This window comes from Echinicola arenosa (assembly GCF_014841125.1).
GTDB lineage: Bacteria > Bacteroidota > Bacteroidia > Cytophagales > Cyclobacteriaceae > Echinicola > Echinicola arenosa.
In genome coordinates, this window is the sequence record NZ_JACYTQ010000010.1 from 21,396 (window position 1) to 44,446 (window position 23,051).

General features: G+C 41.1%; 21 protein-coding genes. 19 read left to right on the top strand and 2 right to left on the bottom strand.

Annotated elements, in window-relative coordinates; translation table 11 throughout:
• Nucleotides 1-57 precede the first annotated feature (57 nt).
• The 17 genes from IFO69_RS19855 (at nt 58) to IFO69_RS19935 (ending at nt 19,890) form a co-directional block, all read left to right on the top strand.
• Nucleotides 58-591, top strand: a complete 534-nt coding sequence (locus IFO69_RS19855; protein WP_192011896.1) for a hypothetical protein — start codon at nt 58-60, stop codon at nt 589-591.
• A gap of 190 nt (nt 592-781) precedes the next feature.
• Nucleotides 782-1,723, top strand: coding sequence for a hypothetical protein (locus IFO69_RS19860; RefSeq protein WP_192011897.1), 942 nt, complete (start codon nt 782-784; stop codon nt 1,721-1,723).
• Nucleotides 1,720-2,178 carry a type II toxin-antitoxin system VapC family toxin gene (locus IFO69_RS19865; RefSeq protein WP_192011898.1) on the top strand — a complete coding sequence of 153 codons (459 nt, stop codon included), beginning with the start codon at nt 1,720-1,722 and terminating at the stop codon, nt 2,176-2,178. Before IFO69_RS19860 ends, IFO69_RS19865 begins: the two co-directional genes overlap by 4 nt.
• Nucleotides 2,179-3,213: 1,035 nt before the next feature.
• Nucleotides 3,214-3,729: a hypothetical protein gene (locus IFO69_RS19870; protein ID WP_192011899.1), complete on the top strand. Its 516-nt coding sequence runs from the start codon at nt 3,214-3,216 to the stop codon at nt 3,727-3,729.
• Between the two features lie 37 nt (nt 3,730-3,766).
• A complete protein-coding gene (locus tag IFO69_RS19875; RefSeq protein WP_192011900.1) occupies nt 3,767-4,294 on the top strand; it encodes a DinB family protein in 528 nt (175 codons plus the stop codon).
• Between the two features lie 93 nt (nt 4,295-4,387).
• Complete coding sequence (locus IFO69_RS19880; RefSeq protein WP_192011901.1) at nt 4,388-5,041, top strand: YdeI/OmpD-associated family protein; 654 nt, start codon at nt 4,388-4,390, stop codon at nt 5,039-5,041.
• Nucleotides 5,042-5,204: 163 nt separating this feature from the next.
• The gene (locus IFO69_RS19885; protein ID WP_192011902.1) at nt 5,205-6,614 is read left to right on the top strand and encodes a vWA domain-containing protein; all 1,410 of its coding nucleotides are present in this window, start codon (nt 5,205-5,207) and stop codon (nt 6,612-6,614) included.
• A gap of 7 nt (nt 6,615-6,621) precedes the next feature.
• On the top strand, nt 6,622-7,557 hold the full coding sequence (locus tag IFO69_RS19890) for a hypothetical protein (RefSeq protein ID WP_192011903.1): 936 nt from the start codon (nt 6,622-6,624) through the stop codon (nt 7,555-7,557).
• A 104-nt stretch (nt 7,558-7,661) separates the two neighbouring features.
• Nucleotides 7,662-8,219 carry an RNA polymerase sigma factor gene (locus IFO69_RS19895; protein WP_317173490.1) on the top strand — a complete coding sequence of 186 codons (558 nt, stop codon included), beginning with the start codon at nt 7,662-7,664 and terminating at the stop codon, nt 8,217-8,219.
• A gap of 166 nt (nt 8,220-8,385) precedes the next feature.
• Nucleotides 8,386-9,366, top strand: coding sequence for a FecR family protein (locus IFO69_RS19900; protein WP_192011904.1), 981 nt, complete (start codon nt 8,386-8,388; stop codon nt 9,364-9,366).
• Between the two features lie 86 nt (nt 9,367-9,452).
• Complete coding sequence (locus IFO69_RS19905) at nt 9,453-12,935, top strand: SusC/RagA family TonB-linked outer membrane protein (RefSeq protein WP_192011905.1); 3,483 nt, start codon at nt 9,453-9,455, stop codon at nt 12,933-12,935.
• Nucleotides 12,936-12,956: 21 nt separating this feature from the next.
• Nucleotides 12,957-14,393 (top strand): SusD/RagB family nutrient-binding outer membrane lipoprotein, encoded by a 1,437-nt coding sequence (locus tag IFO69_RS19910; RefSeq protein WP_192011906.1) that lies wholly within the window; start codon nt 12,957-12,959, stop codon nt 14,391-14,393.
• A 191-nt stretch (nt 14,394-14,584) separates the two neighbouring features.
• Entirely contained in the window at nt 14,585-16,147 is a 1,563-nt protein-coding gene (locus tag IFO69_RS19915) for a calcineurin-like phosphoesterase C-terminal domain-containing protein (protein ID WP_192011907.1), read from the top strand.
• A gap of 143 nt (nt 16,148-16,290) precedes the next feature.
• Complete coding sequence (locus tag IFO69_RS19920; RefSeq protein WP_192011908.1) at nt 16,291-16,857, top strand: gluconate 2-dehydrogenase subunit 3 family protein; 567 nt, start codon at nt 16,291-16,293, stop codon at nt 16,855-16,857.
• Nucleotides 16,850-18,550, top strand: a complete 1,701-nt coding sequence (locus IFO69_RS19925) for a GMC oxidoreductase (protein ID WP_192011909.1) — start codon at nt 16,850-16,852, stop codon at nt 18,548-18,550. Before IFO69_RS19920 ends, IFO69_RS19925 begins: the two co-directional genes overlap by 8 nt.
• A 222-nt stretch (nt 18,551-18,772) precedes the next feature.
• Nucleotides 18,773-19,447, top strand: coding sequence for a carboxypeptidase-like regulatory domain-containing protein (locus tag IFO69_RS19930; RefSeq protein ID WP_192011910.1), 675 nt, complete (start codon nt 18,773-18,775; stop codon nt 19,445-19,447).
• A gap of 149 nt (nt 19,448-19,596) precedes the next feature.
• Nucleotides 19,597-19,890 carry a hypothetical protein gene (locus tag IFO69_RS19935; RefSeq protein WP_192011911.1) on the top strand — a complete coding sequence of 98 codons (294 nt, stop codon included), beginning with the start codon at nt 19,597-19,599 and terminating at the stop codon, nt 19,888-19,890.
• Between the two features lie 166 nt (nt 19,891-20,056).
• Here IFO69_RS19935 and IFO69_RS19940 read toward each other — a convergent pair whose 3' ends face one another.
• Entirely contained in the window at nt 20,057-20,572 is a 516-nt protein-coding gene (locus IFO69_RS19940) for an FKBP-type peptidyl-prolyl cis-trans isomerase (RefSeq protein WP_192011912.1), read from the bottom strand.
• Nucleotides 20,573-20,704: 132 nt separating this feature from the next.
• On the opposite strand from IFO69_RS19940, the gene IFO69_RS19945 reads away from it, so the two are divergent.
• Nucleotides 20,705-21,457, top strand: coding sequence for a TerC family protein (locus IFO69_RS19945; protein WP_192011913.1), 753 nt, complete (start codon nt 20,705-20,707; stop codon nt 21,455-21,457).
• Nucleotides 21,458-21,724: 267 nt separating this feature from the next.
• Here IFO69_RS19945 and IFO69_RS19950 read toward each other — a convergent pair whose 3' ends face one another.
• A complete protein-coding gene (locus tag IFO69_RS19950; RefSeq protein WP_192011914.1) occupies nt 21,725-22,486 on the bottom strand; it encodes a hypothetical protein in 762 nt (253 codons plus the stop codon).
• Between the two features lie 126 nt (nt 22,487-22,612).
• Between IFO69_RS19950 and IFO69_RS19955 the strand changes: the two genes are divergently transcribed.
• Entirely contained in the window at nt 22,613-22,936 is a 324-nt protein-coding gene (locus tag IFO69_RS19955; RefSeq protein ID WP_192011915.1) for a Rieske (2Fe-2S) protein, read from the top strand.
• Nucleotides 22,937-23,051: the final 115 nt, after the last annotated feature.

A 23,051-nucleotide genomic window follows, 5' to 3' on the forward strand; every position in this document is an offset into this window, starting at 1 on the left:
TATTGAGTATTTTGTGTCAGTTGCTTAGGTTTAAAAACTTACAAAATACTTTAGCTCATGAAATTCAAGAATTCTATCCTACTGATTATTCTTTCCCTGTTTTTTGTAGCTCCTTTGATGGCTCAGGAGGAAATGGAAGAAGAAGGTGAGACCAAAAACAGGGTTTTATTTTCTTTGGGTTATACCTGGATTCCTCAAGGCGCTGAGTTAGAGGAAATAGAAGTGGGAGATGGTTTTTTTGTGCCAGCAGTAGGTTTCGATTATTTCAGAAAAATCCATGAACGTTGGGAAATTGGGATGATGTGGGACTGGGAGTTGGACCATTATATTGTCAGAAGTGAGGAATTGGAAAGAGAGCGGGCCATGCTTTTTGCTTTGGTGGCCAATTATGAGCTGACCGAAAAATGGGCGGTTTTTGCTGGTGGAGGTGCAGAATTTGAAAAGCACGAGAACTTGGCGATTTTCAGGTTGGGAACAGAATATGCCATAGAAATGCAGAACAACTGGGAGTTTGTTCCTGCCTTGATGTTTGATTTTAAAAAGGGCTATGATACCTGGTCTTTGTCATTGGGCTTTTGTAAAAAGTTTTAAAAACTAAAGTGAATTTACCTGTTTGACCGCTAAGTTATCGATTGATACAGTTTCTTAAATATTATAAAGTAGACCAAAGAAGTTGTGGGTGTGCCATTCTTCACTCTAAAAGACGACACAACCTAAAATAAAAGGGCAGAAATAATAACTTTGCGAAGGGAGATTTTTCAATTAATAACAGACAATTATAATGAATTACGATATAAGGATATTGGGTGAAGACGAAGACAATGGGTTATTGGAGTTTGACAGATTAAACCTACTGACGAAATCTACCAAAGACATTGCTACCAAGGCATTGATGTATAAGTTAAGGGGATTTAGTGATATAAATCCTGACAAAAATCTGAAAAGGGCTTTGGCTATGCGATTGCAGAGCATTACTGGAAGTGGACAAGACGGCACTTATCTAACCATTGATTGCACCAATTTTTCAGAAACAATTAAGGGGCTTCAATTAGAAATATTCAAACCAAGCGAAGAAGTCCTACACTTAACCCCAATGGCATTGGTGATACATTCATTTCAAACAGCTCTGAATGATGAAAGTGAAGATGCTGACTTGGACAAACCACTCTTGAAATCATTGTTGAGTTTCAAGAAAAACTTCATCAGTGATAACGAAATATTTTATATGGCAAATCGTGGAACGATTGCAGAAGTTCGGTTGACAAAAGGTGATTTTCAGAAAATTGGGTTATTGGAAGACAAGATACCTGAGCCTAATAAGGTAATTGTAAACGGTCAATTGGATGAAATGAAGGTTTCTAAAGGAAAGCTTGGTTTACAGACAGAACAAGGTTTTGTAAACGTGTTTGCCACAGATAAAACCATCGTTGAGAACATCGTTAGCTTTATGGGCAAGGAAGTAACCATTTCGGGAATGGCACATTACAAACCAAATGGACAGTTGAGTTTTGTAGAAATTCAGGAATACAGTGAGCCAGGCACAAAAGACAAGTTTTTCTCGAAAAAGCCAACGGCAATGACAGCTCACCAACAAATACTATTTCAAGCCAAACAAACTAAAAAGTCAAGTTCACTTTCAGCACTAAGAAGTATTTCGGGCTTGTTGAAAGACGAAATCACTGATGAACAATTTCAAGAAATGCTTAAAGAAATTCACAGATGAAAAATATTGTTATTGACACCTGTGTATTTATTCATATAGTTAGAGATACAATTACAGGGAAAAAATGCCTTGAAGAACTTGAAGAGTATGATGAAGCAGCCAATATCATTGTTTCTGTCGTTACCAAGGCAGAATTGGAATCCTTCATAGGTCAAAATAATTGGGGAAAGGCTAAAATTGAAAAGCTGAATATATTACTTGAAGAAATAACATACATCGACATTTCTAATGCTGACCAATTACTGATGGATTCATATACCGAAATAGACGCATTTTCCAAAGGAAAAACAAAAGATAAAAGCGGAAACCTTCTCACAGGATCGGCTAAAAAGATGGGAAAAAATGACCTTTGGATAGCAGCAACTGCATATTCACTTGACATTCCACTAATGACTACCGACGGAGATTTTGACCATTTAAATAAGACCTTGGTGGATGTTATAAAAATTGTATAAATGAAAGAAGGGCAAAGGCATAACAACACCTATTCGCAAGTAGTGGACGCGTCTCGTAGGGCAGGAAAGTAGCGAATTTAAAGTTCAGTTCTTCTTAGGAAGCTCTACTATGGTGAAAAATCTGACTGCTTTGTTAGTTGTAACTCGAAAGGTTTGCAGAATGAACAATTGAACTTGAGTATCAAATTAGAGCCAATTAAGTTTATTCTTCTATACATCAACAACAACCTAATAAACCAAGAATTCATTTTGGTAGATAAGGGCAATCTACTCAACTATCGATGGGAGAATTTTCTAGTGAACCTCCCTTTATCATTTACATTCTTAGTGAATCAGATTCTGCATTTATAAAAGCCCAATTTTTGGAATGAAGGAGTTATTCAACTTTACAACTAAACTCTAAAGCAATCTGTGTTATACTATTATCACTTTTAATCCAATATTCAATTCAAACACTATCTGGATGCAGAGAAAATAGACTGATTCAATACTATAGAGATGACTATCTTCAATAAAACACTCATTAAGGCTTAATAAAGACTTGAGTATTTTTGTAGGCCGTTATGCGGACAAGAAGCAGAAATAATTTTCGAAAGAATTTATGGTACCAAACGCTGGATGCTAATTGAGGAATTGAGCTTGTCAGCATAATAAATTACTCCGAGGTAGAACCTCGAGGAATTCTTTTGATTAAAGGAGCATAACATTTTGCCTAAATCATGGGTTACGAGGCCTTGGTTTTTCGCTGATAGCACTTCAATCCAAAGTATTGACTTGGTGGTAAATCGAAACTTTTGTGTTTTTAATCAACCAGATTTCATACAGTAGCGTTCTGCGTAAGTCATTATGAGTTTAAAACTATTGCCCTATCTGAGTATGTACCTATGAATTTAACACCGTATTTTTCATTCTAGACTTATTTAAGAATTACTACGGATTCAATTTTTCCGAACGAAAGGCAAGAAAGGAACGGCCAGTAACGTGCTTTAACAACTCCTATTCGGCTTAGCCGTTTGTATAAGAAAAAGGATCATTATGGCCCTAAAGTATCAATATCGAATTTTCAAAGAAAGCCAGCGCTTCGATCAGTGGTGGGTTTGGGTGATGTTGGCTGCAGTGACCTTGGTGCCTGTTTATGGGATGTATCAGCAGTATGTTTTGGAACAGCCTTTTGGAGATGAACCCATGTCCAGTGGTGGGCTGTTTATGAGCTTTTTATTGATACTGGCTGTGGATATGCTCTTTATGATTATCCGTCTTCGCACCCATATCAATGCGCATCAAATAGAAATGTTCTTCTTCCCTTTCAAGAGGAAGATTGTCCAATGGGCAGAAGTGGATAAAGCGGAAGTGGTTGACTATGGTTTTGTGGGCTGGGGAATCCGACTATTTACCCGGTATGGTACCGTTTATAATATCAAAGGAAGCAAGGGACTGGCTATTCAGCTGAAGAGTGGAAAGAAATTCTTGATAGGAACCCAAAAGCCCAATGATCTCATTCAGTTTTTATTGGCACGGGATGAAGCTCAATCAATCCCAGACTTATCTTAACTATATTTTAATTTCTCATCAAGCAAATACACTAATCATGAACGAGCATCCTATCGTTACAGAAATAAAAAAGCACGCTACATTTAGGTTAAAGGAAAACAGCGCAAAAATCAATAGTTGTTTGGAGTGGTTGTCCGAGGAAGAGATCTGGCACAGACCGAACGATGCTTCCAATAGCATGGGTAATCTGGTTTTGCATCTATGTGGCAATGTCACACAATACATCATCTCCTCTTTAGGGCAGCAGGAAGACCTCAGAGACCGCGATCAGGAATTTTCCGCTTCTGGAGGTTATAGTAAGGAGGAACTGATAGAGAAGCTGACCAATACCATCAATGATGCCTGCTCCACAATTGACAAGCTAGACCAGGAAGGAATGGAAACAAAGTATAGTGTTCAAGGTTTTAGTTATACCGGAGTGGGAAATATCATTCATGCTGTGGAGCATTTTTCATACCATACAGGTCAGATTGCTTTTTGGACCAAAATTCTTCGGCAAAGAGATTTGGGCTTTTATGCCGATATGGATTTAAACCAGAAAAATAAAACAAAGGATGTTGAATAGGCTTTTTTCAATAGGTTTAGAAGACTTTTAAATTGCAATGGAGCATGAAACCTGAAATTTTAATAAATTTCATCTGAAAAAATACTCCTGAAAATGGCCAGTAAGAAAACAGTGGACTTTCATCCCTCACATGATCCAAGGATTGATAGTTATATCACCAAGGCGCAGCCTTTTGCTGAACCTATTTTAAGACATTTAAGGGCCTTGGTGCATCAAGCTTGCCCGGAAATAGAGGAAACCATCAAATGGGGCATGCCCCACTTTATGTATCGAGATGAAATCCTATGCTGCATGGCCAGCTTCAAGGCACACTGTGCCTTTCTGTTTTGGAAAGGGACCTTGATGAAAGATCCTGTTTTGAAGGAGAATGCTGTGGGAGAGACAGCGATGGGACATTTGGGAAAGATCACGAGTATGGAGGACTTGCCCTCAGATGAAAAGATGCTGGATTACTTGCATGAAGCCATCACCTTAAATGAAGAAGGGGTCAAACTACCCAAAAAGCCCTCTAAGACGAAGAAGGACCTGAGCATTCCTGAGGACTTAAAAGTTGCCCTTGAAGCTGCTCCCGATGCATTGAATACTTTTGAGCAATTCAGTTACAGTAATCAGAAAGACTATATCGAATGGCTTGAGGAAGCCAAGACAGAAAAAACCCGTCAGAAAAGGTTAAAAACAGCTATTGAGTACATGGAAGAAGGCAAGCCCAGAAACTGGAAATATATGAAGGAATGGAAAGGCAAATAAGCGATTTGACTTAATTTCTCTTTTTACAGTACTCTTATGCTTTAGTTGATCGATGTTTTTGTTCTGTTTGTTTATGATTTAGTGCCTCATTTCTAGAAAGTGCTTTTCTATATCATTTTGAGCTGATTTTTAGTTAAATTTAATTAGACCAAACCTGCTAAAAATGAAAGCCTTAGTAGTGATTTTGACATTTTTGACTTCACTATTTTTTTCTGGAGTTAAAGCCCAAGACCAACCTTCTCCCATCATTTTTATTTATGATGCCAGCGGTTCCATGTGGGGCCAAATCGATGGTAAAACCAAAATGGAGATTGCATCGCAGGTATTAAGTGAAACGATCGAAGAGCTTCCGGATCAGCAAGCCATTGGTTTGGTAGCCTATGGACATCGAAACAAGACCGATTGCCGCGATGTGGAATTTGTAGTGGCTACTCAGCAAGGTTCCAAGTCTCAGGTCAATACAGCTTTGGGAAACATTAAACCATTAGGAAAAACACCCTTGGCCTACTCAGCGGAATTGGTTATCGGAAAACTGAGGGAATCAAAAGAAAAGGCGACTGTAATCCTGGTGACAGATGGGATAGAATCCTGTGACGGTGATTTATGCAAAGTGGTCCAATCCGCCAAAGCTGAAGGCATTGATTTTAAGATGCATATTGTCGGTTTTGGGCTTAAGGAAGAAGAAACTGCACCTTTGATATGTGCAGCCAAAGCAGGTGATGGGCAATATTATGATGCTGATAATGCTGAAGGTTTGAGCGAGGTACTTCAAGAAGTCACCAAAGAGACAGTGGATAAACCAGACGGAAATTTCACCGTATCGGCCTATAAAAATGGCATTCCTGTGGATGCCTTGGCTAGGGCCTATAAGGCAGGAACTAAGGAGCTGGTTTCCATGGCCAGGACTTACAGGGACACTGGGTCAATGTACCTTGTCCCGGGAATTTATGATTTGGAGGTGACCCCTTTGGAAGACAGTGATGTAATGCCTTTGTTGGTAGCAGGTCTGGAGAGCAAGGCCAATGAAACAGTTCATCAAACCATTAGCTTTGATGGAGCCAAATTTTTAGTGATGGCCAAGAATAATGAAGAAGGTTGGGATACCATGGTAAAAATTTTTCCTACAGGCAGCAAAAAAGCATCATCAGGAGGAAGAACCTATGGGCGGGAAGATACTTATGAGTTAAATTCCGGAATGTATGATATTGAATTGACCGCATTAGTGATCAAAGGGCCTCAGATTTTTCACAGGATAGACAGTGTACAAATTGGTGCTGGAGAAACTAAAAAGATAGCCCATACTTTTCAATCTGGCGAGGCCAAGATAGGTGTGGTTTCTGGGGAAGAATTGGTAGATGCAGTGGTAAAAGTCACCGATCCGGGCACTAAAAAAGTGGAGGCCAGTAGCCGAACCTATACAGCCCCAAACAACAATCCCCGATCATTTATCCTTACGCCCGGAACCTATGAGATCTCGGTAATGAGCCTTGGAAAGCATGCAGGGTATTCGGAAACATTTAGCTTGGAAGTGAAGGCCGGCGAAACAGTGGAAAAAATATTAAGCATAAAATAGGAGCATAATGAAAAAGATGTTCAAAGCTTCCAGCCTATTGTTTTACCTACTTTGTTTTGTGGTATTTACCATATTGGGAACCGTTACCGCAGGCCTTGCTGGGGCAGGTGACGGTCAGGGCTTGGCCGGGGGTGCCATAGTCCTAGGTTACGGGGTCATGACAGGCTTTGGTGTTTTTGTGCTGGCCATCATTGCGGTTTATAGTTTGGACCAAAGAAAGATCGTGGTCATGAATAAAGTTCTTGGGGGCTTTGTTCTGTTGTTATTGGGTGTTTTGGCGATTCGGGTCTTAACAATAAAAAGGATGGAAGAACCCGGAGAGGATGTGATCAGAAAGCCCTCACCTACTACCAAACCTGTAAATTTTCTTCAATCTGACGAGATGATGGGCTTAGGTTTTTTTGCTCCACAGATTGATGATGGAAATAAGCTTTACTTTTACAACAACCCTTTTCAAAATTACCAAAACCTAAATACAACCATTTATGACAGTTTGGTCTTTATGAATGATAGAAATGGAAATCCGGGGATCAGTTATGCTCCTCCCTGGTTGCTCCCTGAGATCAACAAGTTGGATTATGGAATACTTTATTTTAGAGTACTTGGTGCTGGCAGGGAATACATTGAAATAGAAGTCAATGTCCAGACCCATCAGACTGCATTTATCCAAAGGCAATCTGGAATGCTCCTTTTTTGGCCAGATTTTCTTTTGGGGATGCATTCCGTGGAGTTTAACCAAGGAGAACAAACTACGGTGCGCATTAAGCCTTTGTCACATGCAGGAGAGGTAATTCAGGATTTTGAGTGTATGAGAGCGTTGGAGATCAAGGAAGAATGGATGATGGTGGCTTTGCTGGATACTGATTTTAAAGAAGTGGGAAAGGGGTGGATTCAGTGGAGGGCCGGTGACCAAATGCTCATTAACTATAATTTGTTGAGCTGATTGGCAGTATCCCTTTTGGTAAACATTTAATGATTTTTTAACTCAATATTCCTTACAGTAGATTTTTGAGCCCTTAATTTTGGGGAAATCATCCTTAGTCTAAAGTGTATCCATCTGATAAAGAGTTGTTGAGTAAGGTCAATCAAGGCTGTAGAAATGCTTTTAGGCAGATCTATGAGGCCCATTGGGAGAGCTTATACCAAGCAGCTTATGCTAGGCTTTTGGATCAAGTGATGGTGGAGGATTTAGTGCAGGAAATTTTTATTGACCTTTGGAATCGAAGGGAGTCTTTGGAGCTTCATTCCACGCTAAAGGCCTATTTGCATACGGCGGTCAAATATCAGGTGCTCAAAAAATTGGATGCCCAAAGGATCAAAAGGGAGCTTGAGATTGCAGATCAAGATGTTCTTTATTATCAGGAGGATGTTTTAGGTTTTCAGGATCTTTACCAAGAGCTTGAGGTAGCCTTGGAAAAATTGCCGGAGAAGTCACGGTTGATTTTTACCATGAGTAGGTTTGAAGGGCTTTCTACAGACGAAATAGCCCAAAAGCTCAACCTTTCCCCACAGACCATCCACAACCGAATGAGTCAGTCTTTGTCACTCATTAGGACAGAATTAAAAGAATATGCACCTGTCATTGCCTTGATGTTGCTTAACTAATGCCCTTTCCCTTCTTTACTGCTTAGAGACCTCTGGTCAGTTGTGGTTTTTTATGTTATCAAAACATCAAGTAGCTTTTTTATTCATAACAATTCATTAATCATTTTTTTCGGTAGTGGCCCTGTTGATTGATCACTATATAAGTGAACAGTAGCAATACATACCAGTGAATAAACAAGTAAACAATTTGATTCAAAAAGCACTTCGGGGAAAAATCAGTTCCGAAGAAAAAGCTGCATTGGATCAGTGGTACCTTGAGCAAGAAAGGACTGAATTAAAACTCAGAGACCATAAGGGAAGAAACAAACAGCAGGTCGAGGAAGAACTATTTTTCAGCATTGAAAGGCAGACTAGTCCGAGTAAAGCGCTCTATCCTAAGTCACAAACTCATTTTACCCATGTCAGATGGGCCGTCGCAGCCTCATTGGTTCTGGTCATGGCTTTTGGGTGGCTGATGAAAGGAGTTTGGTCCCCGGAACAGGAAATCATGGTGGCAGAGGACTCCTTTGAACTTTTTGAGAATCCTACCGGAGTAAAAAGGAAAATCAAGCTTCCTGATGGCACGGTCATCCATTTAAATCACAATAGCAAAATATATGTCTATAAGGATTTTAACCAAAGGAGGCTTACCAAACTGGAGGGGGAAGCTTTTTTTGATGTGGCCAGAAATGAAGCTTTGCCTTTTACCATACAAACTGAAAAACTGGAAACTGTAGTGCTGGGCACTTCCTTTAATATCCAAGCCCGAAAGGGAATGGCAGAAAAAGTGGCAGTACGGTCCGGAAAGGTACGTGTGGCCCTTCAGGGAGACAAGGATCAAGCCCACTTCTTAGAAAAAGACCAGCAGCTGCAACTGATCGATGAAAATGTGAAGGTGGAGAATATCCCCGACCTGGAAAAGGAGTTTGGGTGGATGGAAGGAAAGCTAGTTTTTCGAAAGACCAAAATGCCTGAGGTGGTAAAGATGCTGGAGGATTGGTATGGAGTACAAATAGAAGCAGACTTCAAGACATCCATTTCTTGCGAGCTTACAGGTACTTACCAAAATATGAAGTTAGAAGACCTGCTAGAGGCCGTAAAATATTCTATTCCCATGAACTATAATATCAAAGATAAAAATGTAAACATTCGATTTAAGGGCTGCTAAAAAAAAGCGGAACTGTTCCCGCAGTCCCGCTTAACTAGATGGCAGATTACAATTCCTAGTTCTAATCACACCAATCAATCAAAATTATGAAAAAAAAATTACTTGAATCCTTAAAGTGGTTAACGATGAGGCTATTCGTTATGATTTTTCTCTGTCATGTAGGCATGCAGCTGGTCATGGCAGAAAGGGTTAACGCCCAAAAATTGGAAGATACCTATGTCCGCTTGGGGCATACTACTTATGCGATCAATAGCGTCTTTGCAGAGGTGGAGCGGCAGACCAGCTTCAAATTTTCCTATGAAAGTGGTTTGGAAGTTTCCCAAAAAGTGGAAATTTCAAAATCGAGACAAGATTTGGAGTCCTTGCTCAGGGAGATATCCAGCCAGTCCAACTTGAAATTCAAGCAGGTCAATACAACCTTGGCTGTAAGCGAGAAGGAGAAAAGGCCAGAATCTATTGTTGCGGAGCAGATCAATGTTCAAGGGATCGTAACAGATGCAGAGACTGGTGAAAGTTTGCCCGGGGTAAACATTCTACTCAAGGACAAAGGCCGGGGAACAGTGACTGACTTGGAAGGAAACTTTACCATTCAGGTAGAAAAAGGTGATGTTTTGGTCTTTTCCTACGTAGGTTACCTCAACCAGGAAGTAAAAGTGGAAAATAACTCGACTTTGAAGGTGAGTTTGGCCTTGGATAGTAAGGCCTTGGAAGAAGTAGTGGTGACTGCTTTGGGAATCAAGCGAGAAGAAAAGGCCTTGGGTTATGCTACCCAAAAAGTAGAAAGTGAGCAATTACTTGATGCCAAATCCAACAACTGGGCTGATGCCTTGGTGGGTAAGGTTGCGGGTTTAAATGTGCTTTCATCCGGTTCAGGCCCTATGAACTCTACCCAAATCAGCCTCAGGGGAGACAATTCCCTTAATCCAAATGGCAACAGTGCTTTGATTGTATTGGACGGTGTTCCTATGAACAGTGGATTGACCAGTTCCGGGGTCAGCAATGCTTACGGCGCAGGTTCTGGAAACGATGTGCCTATTGATTTTGGTAATGGCATTGCAGACATCAACCCGGATGATATTGAAAATATTACGGTTTTGAAAGGTGCTAGTGCTACCGCACTTTATGGTAGCCGGGCAGCCAATGGTGCCTTGGTGATCACCACCAAATCTGGAAATAAAAATGACAAAGGCATCGGCGTATCCATCAATACCAATGTGAGCGTCAACGATGTGCTGAGATGGCCAGACTCCCAATATGTTTACGGTCAAGGTACAGGTACTGCTTTTAATGAGGCTGGTGAGTTATATTATTCCTATGGCGCTTCAGAAGATGGCAATAACACTGGAGGAACCAGCAGTGCATTCGGGCCTAAATTTGAAGGTCAATATTACTATCAATATGATCCGGAACTAGAAGGACAATCTGCGGAGCGACAACTATGGAGACCTTATGAAAATAACGTAAAAGACTTCTGGAGAACAGGCTTCACGGTTTCCAATAATATTGCTCTTGAAGGAGGAACTAAAAATGGTGGTGTCAGAGCCTCTTTGACCCACACCAAGAATGAATGGATCATGCCAAATACAGGTTTTGAGCGGTATGTGGCAGCTTTGAGTGTTCACCAAAATATTACCGATCGATTAAAGCTGAATGCCAAGGTCAATTATACCCATAAGCAAAGTGACAACCTTCCTGCTACAGGTTATAACAACCAATCCATTGCTTACTTTATGATCTTCCAAAACCCAAGCATTGACTTGGATTGGTACCGTCCTATTTGGAAAGAAGGAATGGAAAATGTGGAGCAGATCCATCCATTCAGTAGCTATATCGATAACCCGTTCTTGATTGCTTATGAGATGACCAACTCCGTGAACAACAACGCGGTACTTGGAAATCTTTCTGCTACCTACAGCTTTACTGATAAGCTGGACTTGATGGTTCGCTCTGGTGTTGCGATGAGCCAAGAGGAAAGAGCACAGCAGAGACCATACAGCTCCGCCAATTTCCAAAGAGGCTATTACAAAGAGCAAGACATCACCAATTATGAAATCAATACGGATTTCTTATTGACTTATAAGGATAAGTTGGGAGAGAAATTTGACATGAGTATCAGTGCTGGAGGAAACACCATGCGCAGGGAATACAGAAATGTAAATGCTTCCGTTGATGGCTTGGTGATTCCAGGAGTTTACAAGTTGTCTAACGGTATCAACAACCCAGTATTGACAACTAGGGATAATAATCGTCAGATCAACAGTCTTTATGCATTGGGTTCATTTTCCTATGATGAGAAGATCTTTTTGGATTTGACGGGGAGAAATGATTGGTCAAGTACTCTGCCAGTACAAAACAATTCCTTCTTCTACCCTTCTGCCAGTTCCAGTTTTGTATTGACAGACCTATTCACCCTTCCAAAGGCCATTTCATTTGCTAAATTCAGACTTTCTGCAGCTCAGGTAGGTAATGATACTGATCCTTACAAAACCAAAAAGTACTACGGTCAAAGTGAATTCCCAGGTTCTGGTTCTGTGCCTACTACCCTGCACAATGTAGACTTTAAGCCAGAAATCACTACCAGTTATGAAACAGGTTTAGAATTTATCCTTTTGGAAAGAAGGTTGGGCGCTGACATCAATTTTTACAAGAGCATTACCAAAAATCAGATTTTGGAAGTGCCTGTGGACAGAACCACAGGCTATAGCAGGGCAGTGTTGAATGCGGGAAAAGTTAGGAACCAAGGAATTGAATTGGTTTTGAATGGTTCTCCTATTTTGAAAACCAATTTCAAGTGGAAGACTTTTGTGACTTGGTCTAAAAATGACAATAAAGTTTTGGAGTTGGCAGATGGAATTGAAGATAGCCAGACCATTGCTACAGGTGGCCAAGCGTCCATCATTGCCAAAGTGGGTGGAACCACAGGCGATATTTATGGATATGGTTTTGTCAGAAATCCAGAAGGCCAGATCATTTATAATGCGAATGGCTTGCCAGAGCGACCTAGCGAGATCCAATACATCGGCAATGCATATGCGGATTGGAAAGCCGGTTTCAGAAATGAATTTACCTATAAAAACTTTCGACTAAGTGTCTTGTTAGATGGGCAATATGGTGGAATGATTTATTCCCAAACCCATCATAAAATGTCAGAGCAAGGGAAATTGATGCATACCCTAATGGGAAGGGAAGATGGTTTCATCATAGGAGATGGAGTGGTGAGAAATAATGATGGATCTTTCTCTCCAAACACAACCGAGGTTTCTGTTCCAGCATATTACAAAGATTACTATAGAAGGGCCAATGTGGAGTCCAACTCATTTGATGCGTCATTTATCAAGTTGAGAGAGGTAAGGTTTGAGATGAATGTTCCTTCAGCTTGGTTACAGAGAATTTTGATTCGTCAGGCTTCCTTTGCGGTGTATGGCAGAAACCTGGCCTTGATTTCTGACTTTCCCATCTTTGATCCAGAAACAGCAGCACTCAATGGAGGCTCTTTAATGCCTGGTGTGGAAATGGGACAAATGCCAACCCCAAGAACATTCGGTGTCAACCTAACTTTAAAATTGTAAATAATAATTAAGCGATAAATCATGAAAAAGTCTTTCTATATACTACTAATGATGGTTTTGGTGCAGGGTTTTCAAGCCTGTACTGGAGACTTTGAAGAGATCAACACAGATCCCAACCGAATTGACAAGATCAGCCCGGGCACGCTGTTGAACCCTATCATCTACAGTGTAGCTAGCTATAATACTGACCGCGCAGATGCCTGGACATTCAATATCATGCAAGTGGGCCTGCCTTTTCCAAGCGCATCTGGAGGTTATCATCGCTACGATATCAGCGAGTCGGCCGGTAATGGAACTTGGAACACCTATTATCGTTGGCTGATCAATATCAAAGAAATGCGGGAAGCAGCCATAGCTTCTGAGGATCCTAATTATGAGGCCATTGCGATGACCTTGAATGCATGGGTGTACAGTCAATTGACCGATAGCTTTGGTGATGTGCCCATGGAAGAGGCCAGCAGGGCTGAAGAAGGAATTTTAAGACCAGCCTTTAACACCCAAGAAGAAGTTTATACGCAGATTCTGGCTGATTTGGAGACGGCCAATGGCCTTTATGATTTGGAAAGGGATATGGTTTATGGCGATGATATACTTTTTCATAATGATGTGGCCAAATGGCAAAAATTCTGTAATTCCCTTCGACTAAGATTATTGCTAAGAGTATCCAAGAGGTCTGAAATGAATGCTTATACCAAAATGGCAGAAATGGTGGCCAATCCTGAGCTTTATCCAGTTTTTGAAAATACTGCGGAGTCTGCTATCCTGCAGATCACAGGGGTAACGCCGAACTTATCCCCTTGGGGCAGGTCCATTGACTTTACCACCTTTAGGGCTATGGGTGAGTTTTTCTTGGAAAACCTCAATGAAATGGATGATCCAAGAAGGTCAAAATTTGCCACGCAAGCCAGGGAAACCGATGGTGTGACGACCATTGGATACAAAGGTATCCCAAGTGGTTATGCGGGAAGTGAAAATCAATTTGATTTTATTCCTTCCAATCATAACCGAGCTTTGGTGGAGGCGCCGATGATTTCATTGATACTGACCTATGCAGAGGTGGAACTGATCAAGGCAGAGTTGGCGCAAAAAGGTTATATTACTTCTGATGCAGCCGCACATTATAAAAACGGTGTAACCGCAGCTATGGAACAGTGGGGGGTAGAGACTCCTTCGGACTACTTTGATAATCCAGCTGCCGCTTATGATGGAAGCTTGGAGCGTATCATGCTCCAGAAGTATTATGCACTGTACTTCAATGACTATCAGCAATGGTTTGAATACAGAAGAACTGGTTTGCCTATTCTACCTAAAAACGAGGGAATGCTCAATAACCAGCAAGTGCCTGTTCGCTTTATGTATCCAGTGGATGTACAAATCAACAACAAAGAAAATTATGATGCTGCTGTAGCCCGAATGGGATCTGACAATATCAACACCAAAGTGTGGTGGGAGAATTAATAGAGTCCTTTTGGTTGACTTATCTGGAGATTTCGACTCTTATCTCCAACTTTAGAATGATCAAAGGGTAGCGCATGAAATAACCAATAGATCCATCCAGCAGAACTTAAAGAACTGCTGGATGGATTTTTGGACATATTTATCAAACTTAATTGAGAAGTGTATTTTACATATAAAACCAACCAAGTAAAATGAAAAAACTGCTTTTATCAGGTTTGCTTTTGGCTACAGCATGGACTGCCATGGCTCAGGAAACTGCCAAGGGAACGGTTTATGAAGACCTGAACGGTAATGGGAAAAAAGAAGGCCGCGAAAAGGGCATTGCCCAAGTGGCGGTCTCCAATGGAGTAGAAGTCACCTTAACGGATGAAAAGGGTCGTTATGAATTACCTGTGACAGATGATCAGATCATTTTTGTGATCAAGCCTTCTGGTTATCAGGTGCCTGTGAATGACAAAAACTTGCCCCAGTATTTTTACATCCATAAACCCGCAGGTTCTCCAGAGACAGAATTTGCTGGTGTAGCCCCGACTGGCAAGCTGCCCAAAAAGGTTGATTTTGGATTGATCCCATTAGCCGACAAGTCCAACTTTACGGCTTTGATCTTTGGGGACCCTCAGCCCTACACCATTGAGGAAGTCAATCACTTTGACAATGGAGTGGTGTCAGAAGTGACCGGAATTGAAGGAATTGATTTTGGCCTTTCCTTGGGAGATTTGGTGGGAAATGATCTCAGCCTTTTCAAGCCATATATTGATGCCACCGCCAAAGTGGGGGTGCCTTGGTACAATGTATTGGGAAACCATGACCTTAACTTTGATGTGAAAGAAGACCATTTGGCTGATGAAACCTTTGAGGCACATTTTGGCCCTGCCAATTATGCTTTTAACCATGGAAAGGTTCACTTTATCGTATTGGATGATATTCTCTACCCAGATCCTAGGGATGGCAAGAGCTATTGGGGTGGATTTAGAGATGATCAGTTGACATTTGTTAAAAATGATTTGAAGCATGTGCCCAATGATCACCTGATTGTACTGGCTTTTCACATTCCACTGAGTGAACCAGATGGAGACCCATTTGTAGATGAAGATCGGGAACAGCTGTTTGAGTTGTTAAGTGACTTTCCTTACACATTATCCTTATCTGCGCACACCCATTTGCAGAAGCAGGACTTTTTCTTTGAGAAAGATGGTTGGAACCAGAATCATCCCCATCACCACTATAATGTGGGAACCACCTCTGGCGATTGGTACTCCGGCACATTAAATGAGAAAGGGATTCCTAAGTCAACCATGAGAGATGGAACACCCAAAGGTTATGCCTTTATAGATTTTACAGGAAATCAATATGAAATCCGTTACAAAGTGGTAGATCAAGCTGAGGATTACCAAATGGAGATTTTTGCACCGAAGGTGTTGGAAAAAGACAAAAGAACTTCCGCAGGGATTTTTGTGAACTTTTTCATGGGCACTTCTGAAGATCAAGTAAGGTACAGAATTGACAATGGCCCTTGGAAAGAAATGACATACCTGGAAGAGTATGATCCAAGCTATATGTTGGATGTTTATCAATGGGACACCACAGAACAGCTTTTGGATGGTAGGAGACCCTCCAATCCAGTAAAAAGCACCCACCTTTGGAGGGCAGGAATCAATGCCAAAGAGGAAAAGGGAGTTCATACCATTGAAGTCGAAGCTACGGACATGTTTGGTAAGAAACATTATGGTAAAAAGACCTACCATATAAAATAATTTTTTTGATTTAGTTCGCTGCCGGGAAGCCAATTGGCTTTCCGGCTTTTTTTATTTAATATGCTTATTGATTGAAAATTTCGCTAAACCGTTTTATCTTTTCAGAAAAAAACATCTAGCCCCCAGTGAAAACCTATAAATTTATGGATAGAAGATTAGCCTTGAAACAAATGGCTCTTTTGACGGGAGGATTGGCGCTGATTCCAGGATGTGATTTCAGCGAGGAAAAAATCCTGGCCGCCTATGATGAGCTCCAGATTACAGAAGGCCAGCAAGAGATGCTGAAACTTTTGGTGGATACCTTCATTCCTAAAACGGACTTGAAGGGAGCAGCAGAGCTGGGGGTACATGATTTCGTGTTGGTGATGGCCAATGACTGCCTTGGTGAAGAAGACCAGACCAGATTTGTCAATGGACTGAAAGGTTTTGACGAGTATGTTAAAGCTAGTTTTGGTAAAAGGTTTGCCAAGATGGATAAGCCAAAAGCTGAAGAAACCCTGTTGGCCATTGTGGGCAAGGAAGCTGGAGGGGATGAAGACTTGGAGCAGTACCAGTACTTTCTGAATACCACCAAACGGTATACCCTGCAAGGTTATATGGCCTCTGAATATGTAATGACCGAGTTGATGCCTTATCATCTTGTGCCGGGCCCAAATTTTAAGGGTAGCAAAAAAATAGTAGCAGGAGAAAAAGTGAATATCAATGGCTAATCTGAATATCAATAGCGTAAAAGAAAATACATATGGAGCCATTGTGATCGGCTCTGGGATGAGTGGTGGATTTGCGGCGAAAGAATTATGTGACAAAGGAGTAAAAACCTTGGTACTGGAAAGAGGTAGAAAGGTAGAGCACAACAAGGATTACCCCACTACCAATATGATGCCTTGGGAATTTAAGCATCGCGGTCAGATTCCTGAGGATGTTGTCAGAGAGAATCCGGCCATAAGTAGGTGTTATGCCTATCGGGAAGATGCAGCCCACTTTTTTGTGAAAGACACAGACCATCCCTATATCCAAGAGAAACCGTTTGATTGGATTCGAGGGTATCAAACAGGAGGGAAATCATTGCTTTGGGCCAGACAGGTGCAGCGATGGAGTGATTTTGACTTTGAAGGGCCTGCCAGGGATGGTTTTGCGGTGGACTGGCCGATCAGGTACAAAGAGCTGGAACCATGGTACAGCTATGTGGAGAAGTTTGTAGGGGTATCAGGATTTTATGACGGGATTGATAATTTACCCGACGGGGAGTTTCTGCCCGGAATTGAGCTTACAGCGGCCGAAGAATATTTTAAGCAACAAATGAATGAAAAATATCCAGGCAGGCATGTGATCAGTGGGCGTTGTGCCCACATTACGGGTAATGCGGAGTATTATGCCAAGCAAGGCAGAGGGATTTGCCAGCATCGGACATTGTGCCAGAGAGGATGTCCTTTTGGGAGCTATTTTAGCAGTAACTCTGCTACTTTGCCTTGGGCAGCCAGGACAGGGAATTTGACCATGCAGAATGATGCGGTGGTTCATTCCATTATCTATGATGATGAGAAGGAAAAAGCAACGGGCGTTAGGGTCATAGATGCCAATACCAAAGAAATGACGGAATACTATGCGCCGATCATTTTTGTAAACGCCAGTGCTTTGAATACCAATATGATCTTGCTCAATTCTACTTCCAAAAGGTTTCCCAATGGATTGGGCAATGACAATGGCTTAATGGGTAAATACGTGGCCTTTCATAATTACCGGGGAGGAATTTCGGCAGAATATGATGGACTAAGGGAGTTTACCACAGAAGGAAAGCGCCCAACAAGTGGTTATATGCCTCGATTCAGAAACGTGTACAAGCAGGAAACCAACTTCCTAAGAGGGTATGCGGCCGGCTTGTATGGAAGCAGAAGCAAAGAAGTTAATTATGATGGCATAGGCAGTGATTTGGTAAATAATATGATGAATCCATCTTATGGTCCCTGGAAAGTAGGTTCGCACATGATGGGTGAAACGATTCCCAAGGAAAGCAATTATGTGGCTTTGGATTCGGATCAAAAAGACGAGTGGGGAATGCCCCTGATCAAGATCAACGTGGATTACGATCAAAATGATGAGGATATGCTTAAAGATTACCAAGAGCAGATGGCAGAGATGTTTGATGCGGCTGGCTTTACCAATATCCGCACTTGGGATGATGGAAGAAGACCAGGACTTGACATCCATGAAATGGGTGGGGTGCGCATGGGCCATGACCCCAAAACCTCTCTGGTGAACAAACACAATCAGTTACACGCATGTCCAAATGTGTATGTGACCGATGGAGCCTGTATGACCTCAACCAGTACGCAAAACCCTTCATTGACTTATATGGTTTTTGCTGCAAGGGCGGTAGACCATGCGATGAAAAACCAAGGTTGAGAAAAGAGAGAAATGTGAATAAAGCAATGCTATTTCCTGATGGAGGTAGCATTTTTCGTTTGTAATGATTTGGAAATAAGCGCAACCTGAAAGGTTTTCTTGGGGCTTAGTGTAAGGTTGTGGGTTTATTAAATATTGTTAATCAGTGTGTTAAAGAAATTTAAATCAAGATTTTACTGGTGATTATGCCCTAGCTTGCGCTTAGGTTTTTAATTCATCAACATGATCAAAATATTTACTTTAATACTATTTTTTGTTTCCCTTACATCTTCAATTTATGCCCAAGATGATGAGCTTTTGGTCAAGGGTAAGGTCGTGGATGCCCAAACGGGCAAGCCTATCCCAGTGGTGAGGATCAGCAGTTCTATTGAAAGGGTCTCTACCAATGATATGGGTGAGTTTGAGATCAAGACAAAGGAGGGAGACCAGTTGATTTTTGTGCATTTGACTTATTTACCTAAAACCATCCAAATTGATGAGAATAACACAGAGAATTTGTTGGTCCAGATGGAGGAAAGAATGTTGGAACTTCAGGAGTTTGAAGTAAGTGAGATGCCCAGTGAGCAAGTCTTCAAGGAAGCGATCATGAATGCGAATCCGGCTCATGCATATGAAAGGAATGCCATGAAGAATAACCTTAATACCATTATGATAATGAAGGATTTAAGCTATTTCCATGACTTTAGCAGTTACAATACTATGTTGAAGAATGTCAATACAAATGGAGGCGTCACTTTCTTTTCAACCAATCCCTCCCTGGGGTTGATAGGGGCGTTAAGGAAGGTCATTAACGGTAAGCCGCGTGTGAAGTATTTGGGAGAAGAGTCTGCAGGTGATGCAACAACCCGACCCTTGTGGAAGAACCCTCTTGAGGTCGATTCGTTAAAAATAGAGTAGTATATACGCTAAAATTTCATTTTAAGCAAAATTTTAGTATTTGCTCTTCGTTAATAAGTCGTGTTTAACAGGTAAATTGCTGTTTGTCAGTATTTAATGGAATGTAAAGAAAGATCTTTAAGTTTTAACATCCACAAATTATTTGAATTATGAAAGATCCCGCCTATGAACTTTCCAGTATCATTGTAACCATTTTACAGGTTGCGTCAGCGATGTTTGGCGGTCTGTTTCTTTGGTTGAGCATCATGGCGTTCAATGGTCAGGAAATGATGAATTCTTTCTTGAAAATGGCTGATGATCCCCATTACGTCAGTGCTGAAGAAGCCTTTGTAGCTGGTTTGGTATTACTGGGGATGTTTATCATTTGTATTGCTTCCTTCTTTATTTTGCGGTATCTGAAAAGAGTAGTGAAGAAAGAGGCCAATCAACTGGGCTTGCAATAGACAAAAAATAAGCTGTCTCAAAATATTAAATCGGTCATCACAAATTAAGTGATCTCTATGCGCTCTCACTGAACGTATGATAAGATTCTTCTCCTTCATGTCTGTATGACAAACGAAGCAAGGCGGAGAAGTAATGACGAGGACTTTTGAGACAGCCTATAGTTTCTTAATGATGGTGATGTCCACCTGGTCCATGAACATGACCATGGTCTATTTCTTCTTGTTCAGCCTCTCGGATATCGACAATTTCACCTTTAAAGTAGAGGTCGTATCCAGCTAAAGGAGAATTGAAATCCATATGGACACCTTTGTAGTCCACTTTAAGGATTTCCCCCCTAAGTTGGTTGCCCTCTTCGTCCTGCATAGGGATCACCCGACCTACTTTTAGCATGTCTTTGTTCTTCTTGCCATCTTCCTTGAAATTGGATTTAGGGATAATGGTTACCTTACTTTCGTCATAGTCTCCATAGGCATTTTCATAATCAATAAATACTTCAAAGGTGTCTCCTACGCTCTTGCCTGCTATGGCTTCCTCCAAAGCGGGCAATGTGTTTCCAGCTCCAAATAGAAAAGGAAAAGCTTGTTCTTTGCTTACTTTTTCCTTGAATTCTTTGCCATTTTCTCCATCATCAATGTGCAGCTCATAAGCTACACTGACTACTTTATTTTTTTCTGCTATCATGATTTTTAAAGGTATATAGCCCAAAAAGGGTGAAATGCCCTTTCAGGTTCCCAAAAGTAAAAAATTATTTCCAGTGAAGGTTGAGTACAGAAAAGCTTTGTTAAATTCAGGTAAAAATCAACCTGTTACAGCATGGAAATATTTTTGCAGAGTGAAACCTGGATTGCCCTATTGACATTGACATTTTTGGAAATTGTCCTGGGTGTGGATAATATCATTTTTATTTCGATTGTCTCCAATAAGCTTCCTGAAAATCAACAGCCAAAAGCCAGAAATTTAGGCTTACTCTTGGCCATGTTTTTTAGGGTAGGACTGCTTTTGGGGATTTCCTATATTATCCAGTTTACGGAGCCATTGTTTACTGTTTTTAATCATGGTTTTAGCGGCCGAGACCTGATATTGGCTGGTGGAGGACTGTTTTTGCTGTTCAAGTCCACCATGGAAATCCACCATAAGATGGAAGGGGAAGTAGAAGAAGTAAAAGCCAAATCTGGAGCTTCTTTTGGAAGTGTGTTGGTTCAGATTATTCTTTTGGACATGATATTCTCCTTTGACAGTATTTTGACGGCTGTGGGTTTGGTGGACCATGTGATCATCATGATCATTGCGGTGGTTATTTCTTTAATGATCATGATGGCTTTTGCTGGAAAGATCAGCCGATTTATCAATGAACACCCCACCTTGCAGGTTTTGGCATTGAGCTTTTTGATTCTTATTGGGGTAATGCTTTTGGTGGAAGGTTTCCACGTAGAGGTGCCCAAAGGCTATATTTATTTTGCAGTGTTCTTCTCTTTGGCTGTGGAGCTGGTCAACATGCGGATGCGGAAGAAGACGGCCAAGAAACCAGTGGAGCTCAAGCCCAGGATGAAAGAGTCAAAGGAGTAAGGAAGACTGAATAAAAGTCCATAATGTTACAAGTAACCAAACAATGTGTGTTTTTAGAGGTTTATTGAACTTTTATTCAGAAGTATTTGCGATAATGGGACTTTATGGATGCTTCGTATTTCCATTGATGAAATGTACTGAATTCCGATAACGCGAACTAAGCCATGGAGCCTTCTTCAAAGCCTGGCAAAAGAGTTCGGTTTAATATTTCATCTTTAAAAGAATTAGAAAGGGCCTTTACATCCATGTGTTTGAATGTGTGTAGCTTTAATCCTCTGTCTCTTTTATTTTTTCAAGGTATGCTTTTCGGTAACTAGACCAGATTTCGTAGATGGGATCTCCCTTAGAGCTCAAACCACTATGATGCCATGCACCGTCTTTTACTTCATAGTCAAAGCCGAGGGAAGCCCCTACTCTACTATCGTCCCTACTGAAAAAGGTGATGTATTCGGTGTACTTGCCATTTTGGGCAGTATAATTGCCTCCTCCGGTACCACTGAACTCCTTGGTTTTGGAGTTGAAGGCAATCCATTGGAATCTTCCACCGCCTAGGATTTTTACGGTTCTTCTGGCCCCGGGTGTCATGGTGCTGATTTCGTCTCCTCTTTTTCTACCAGTAATTACCCAAGTGCCATTGAGATCATCGTCGCGGTCAGAGACCTTTTCCCAAATTTCAATGACATTTTCACCTTTTTTCATATAGGAAAGTATGAGCTTTTCATCTAAGAAGTCTAAGTTGTACTGTGTAGAGGCACCAATTTTATTGGGATTGCTGGTATAGAAATCAAAAGTTTCGGTATAGCTGGTAGAGTCTTCCAAAGTATATAGTCCTCCTCCTGCACCCAAAAAGTGGTTGGTATCCATTTTCTTATTCCCGAAAGCAAAATAGCCATCTTGATAAATTTTGATGCATTCTTGATCCTTTACGGGAATACCATTGAGGTGGGTAAGTTTCCAGGCTCCTTCTAATTCTTGGGCGAAAACACCGATGCTAAAAATCAACAGGGGCAATAAGATTATCTTTTTCATGGCATTTTTTCTTTATTCTTCTCCTAATTTACAAAAATCAACACGTACCATTTTTATATTTGAAGAACTTTGGTACTTTTTACATCAATGGTGTAATCGAAATGCCAAAATCATACAATTAGGTTTATGGGGAAATTCACATTAGGTAGTACCAAGGAGGAAGTATTTGAAATGCTGCCAGAGGGAAATATAAAAGTAACCCAGCTGGGTGCCAAGAAGCTTTGTGTGGTGCGTAAAGGTGAGGAGGTTTATGCTTTTGAGCAACTTTGTCCTCATCGGGGAGCACCGCTAAAGGACGGCCATATCAATGGTTATGGTGAAGTAATCTGTGCGCTCCATTCCTATCGTTTTGATATGAAAACCGGCCAACTCAAATCCGGAGGGAGTTGCGGGGATCTAGAGGTTTACCAGACCCATTTGACGGATAGCGGACTGGAGATTATGGTTTGAGTGAGAGCTTTAATATAAAAGTAAGTCCACAGATAAATAAAGAGCTGCTTACCATCAAGGTTGGTCAACACAGGTTGGATCATTGTCTTTTTGTGTAATTAAAAGATTTGAAATT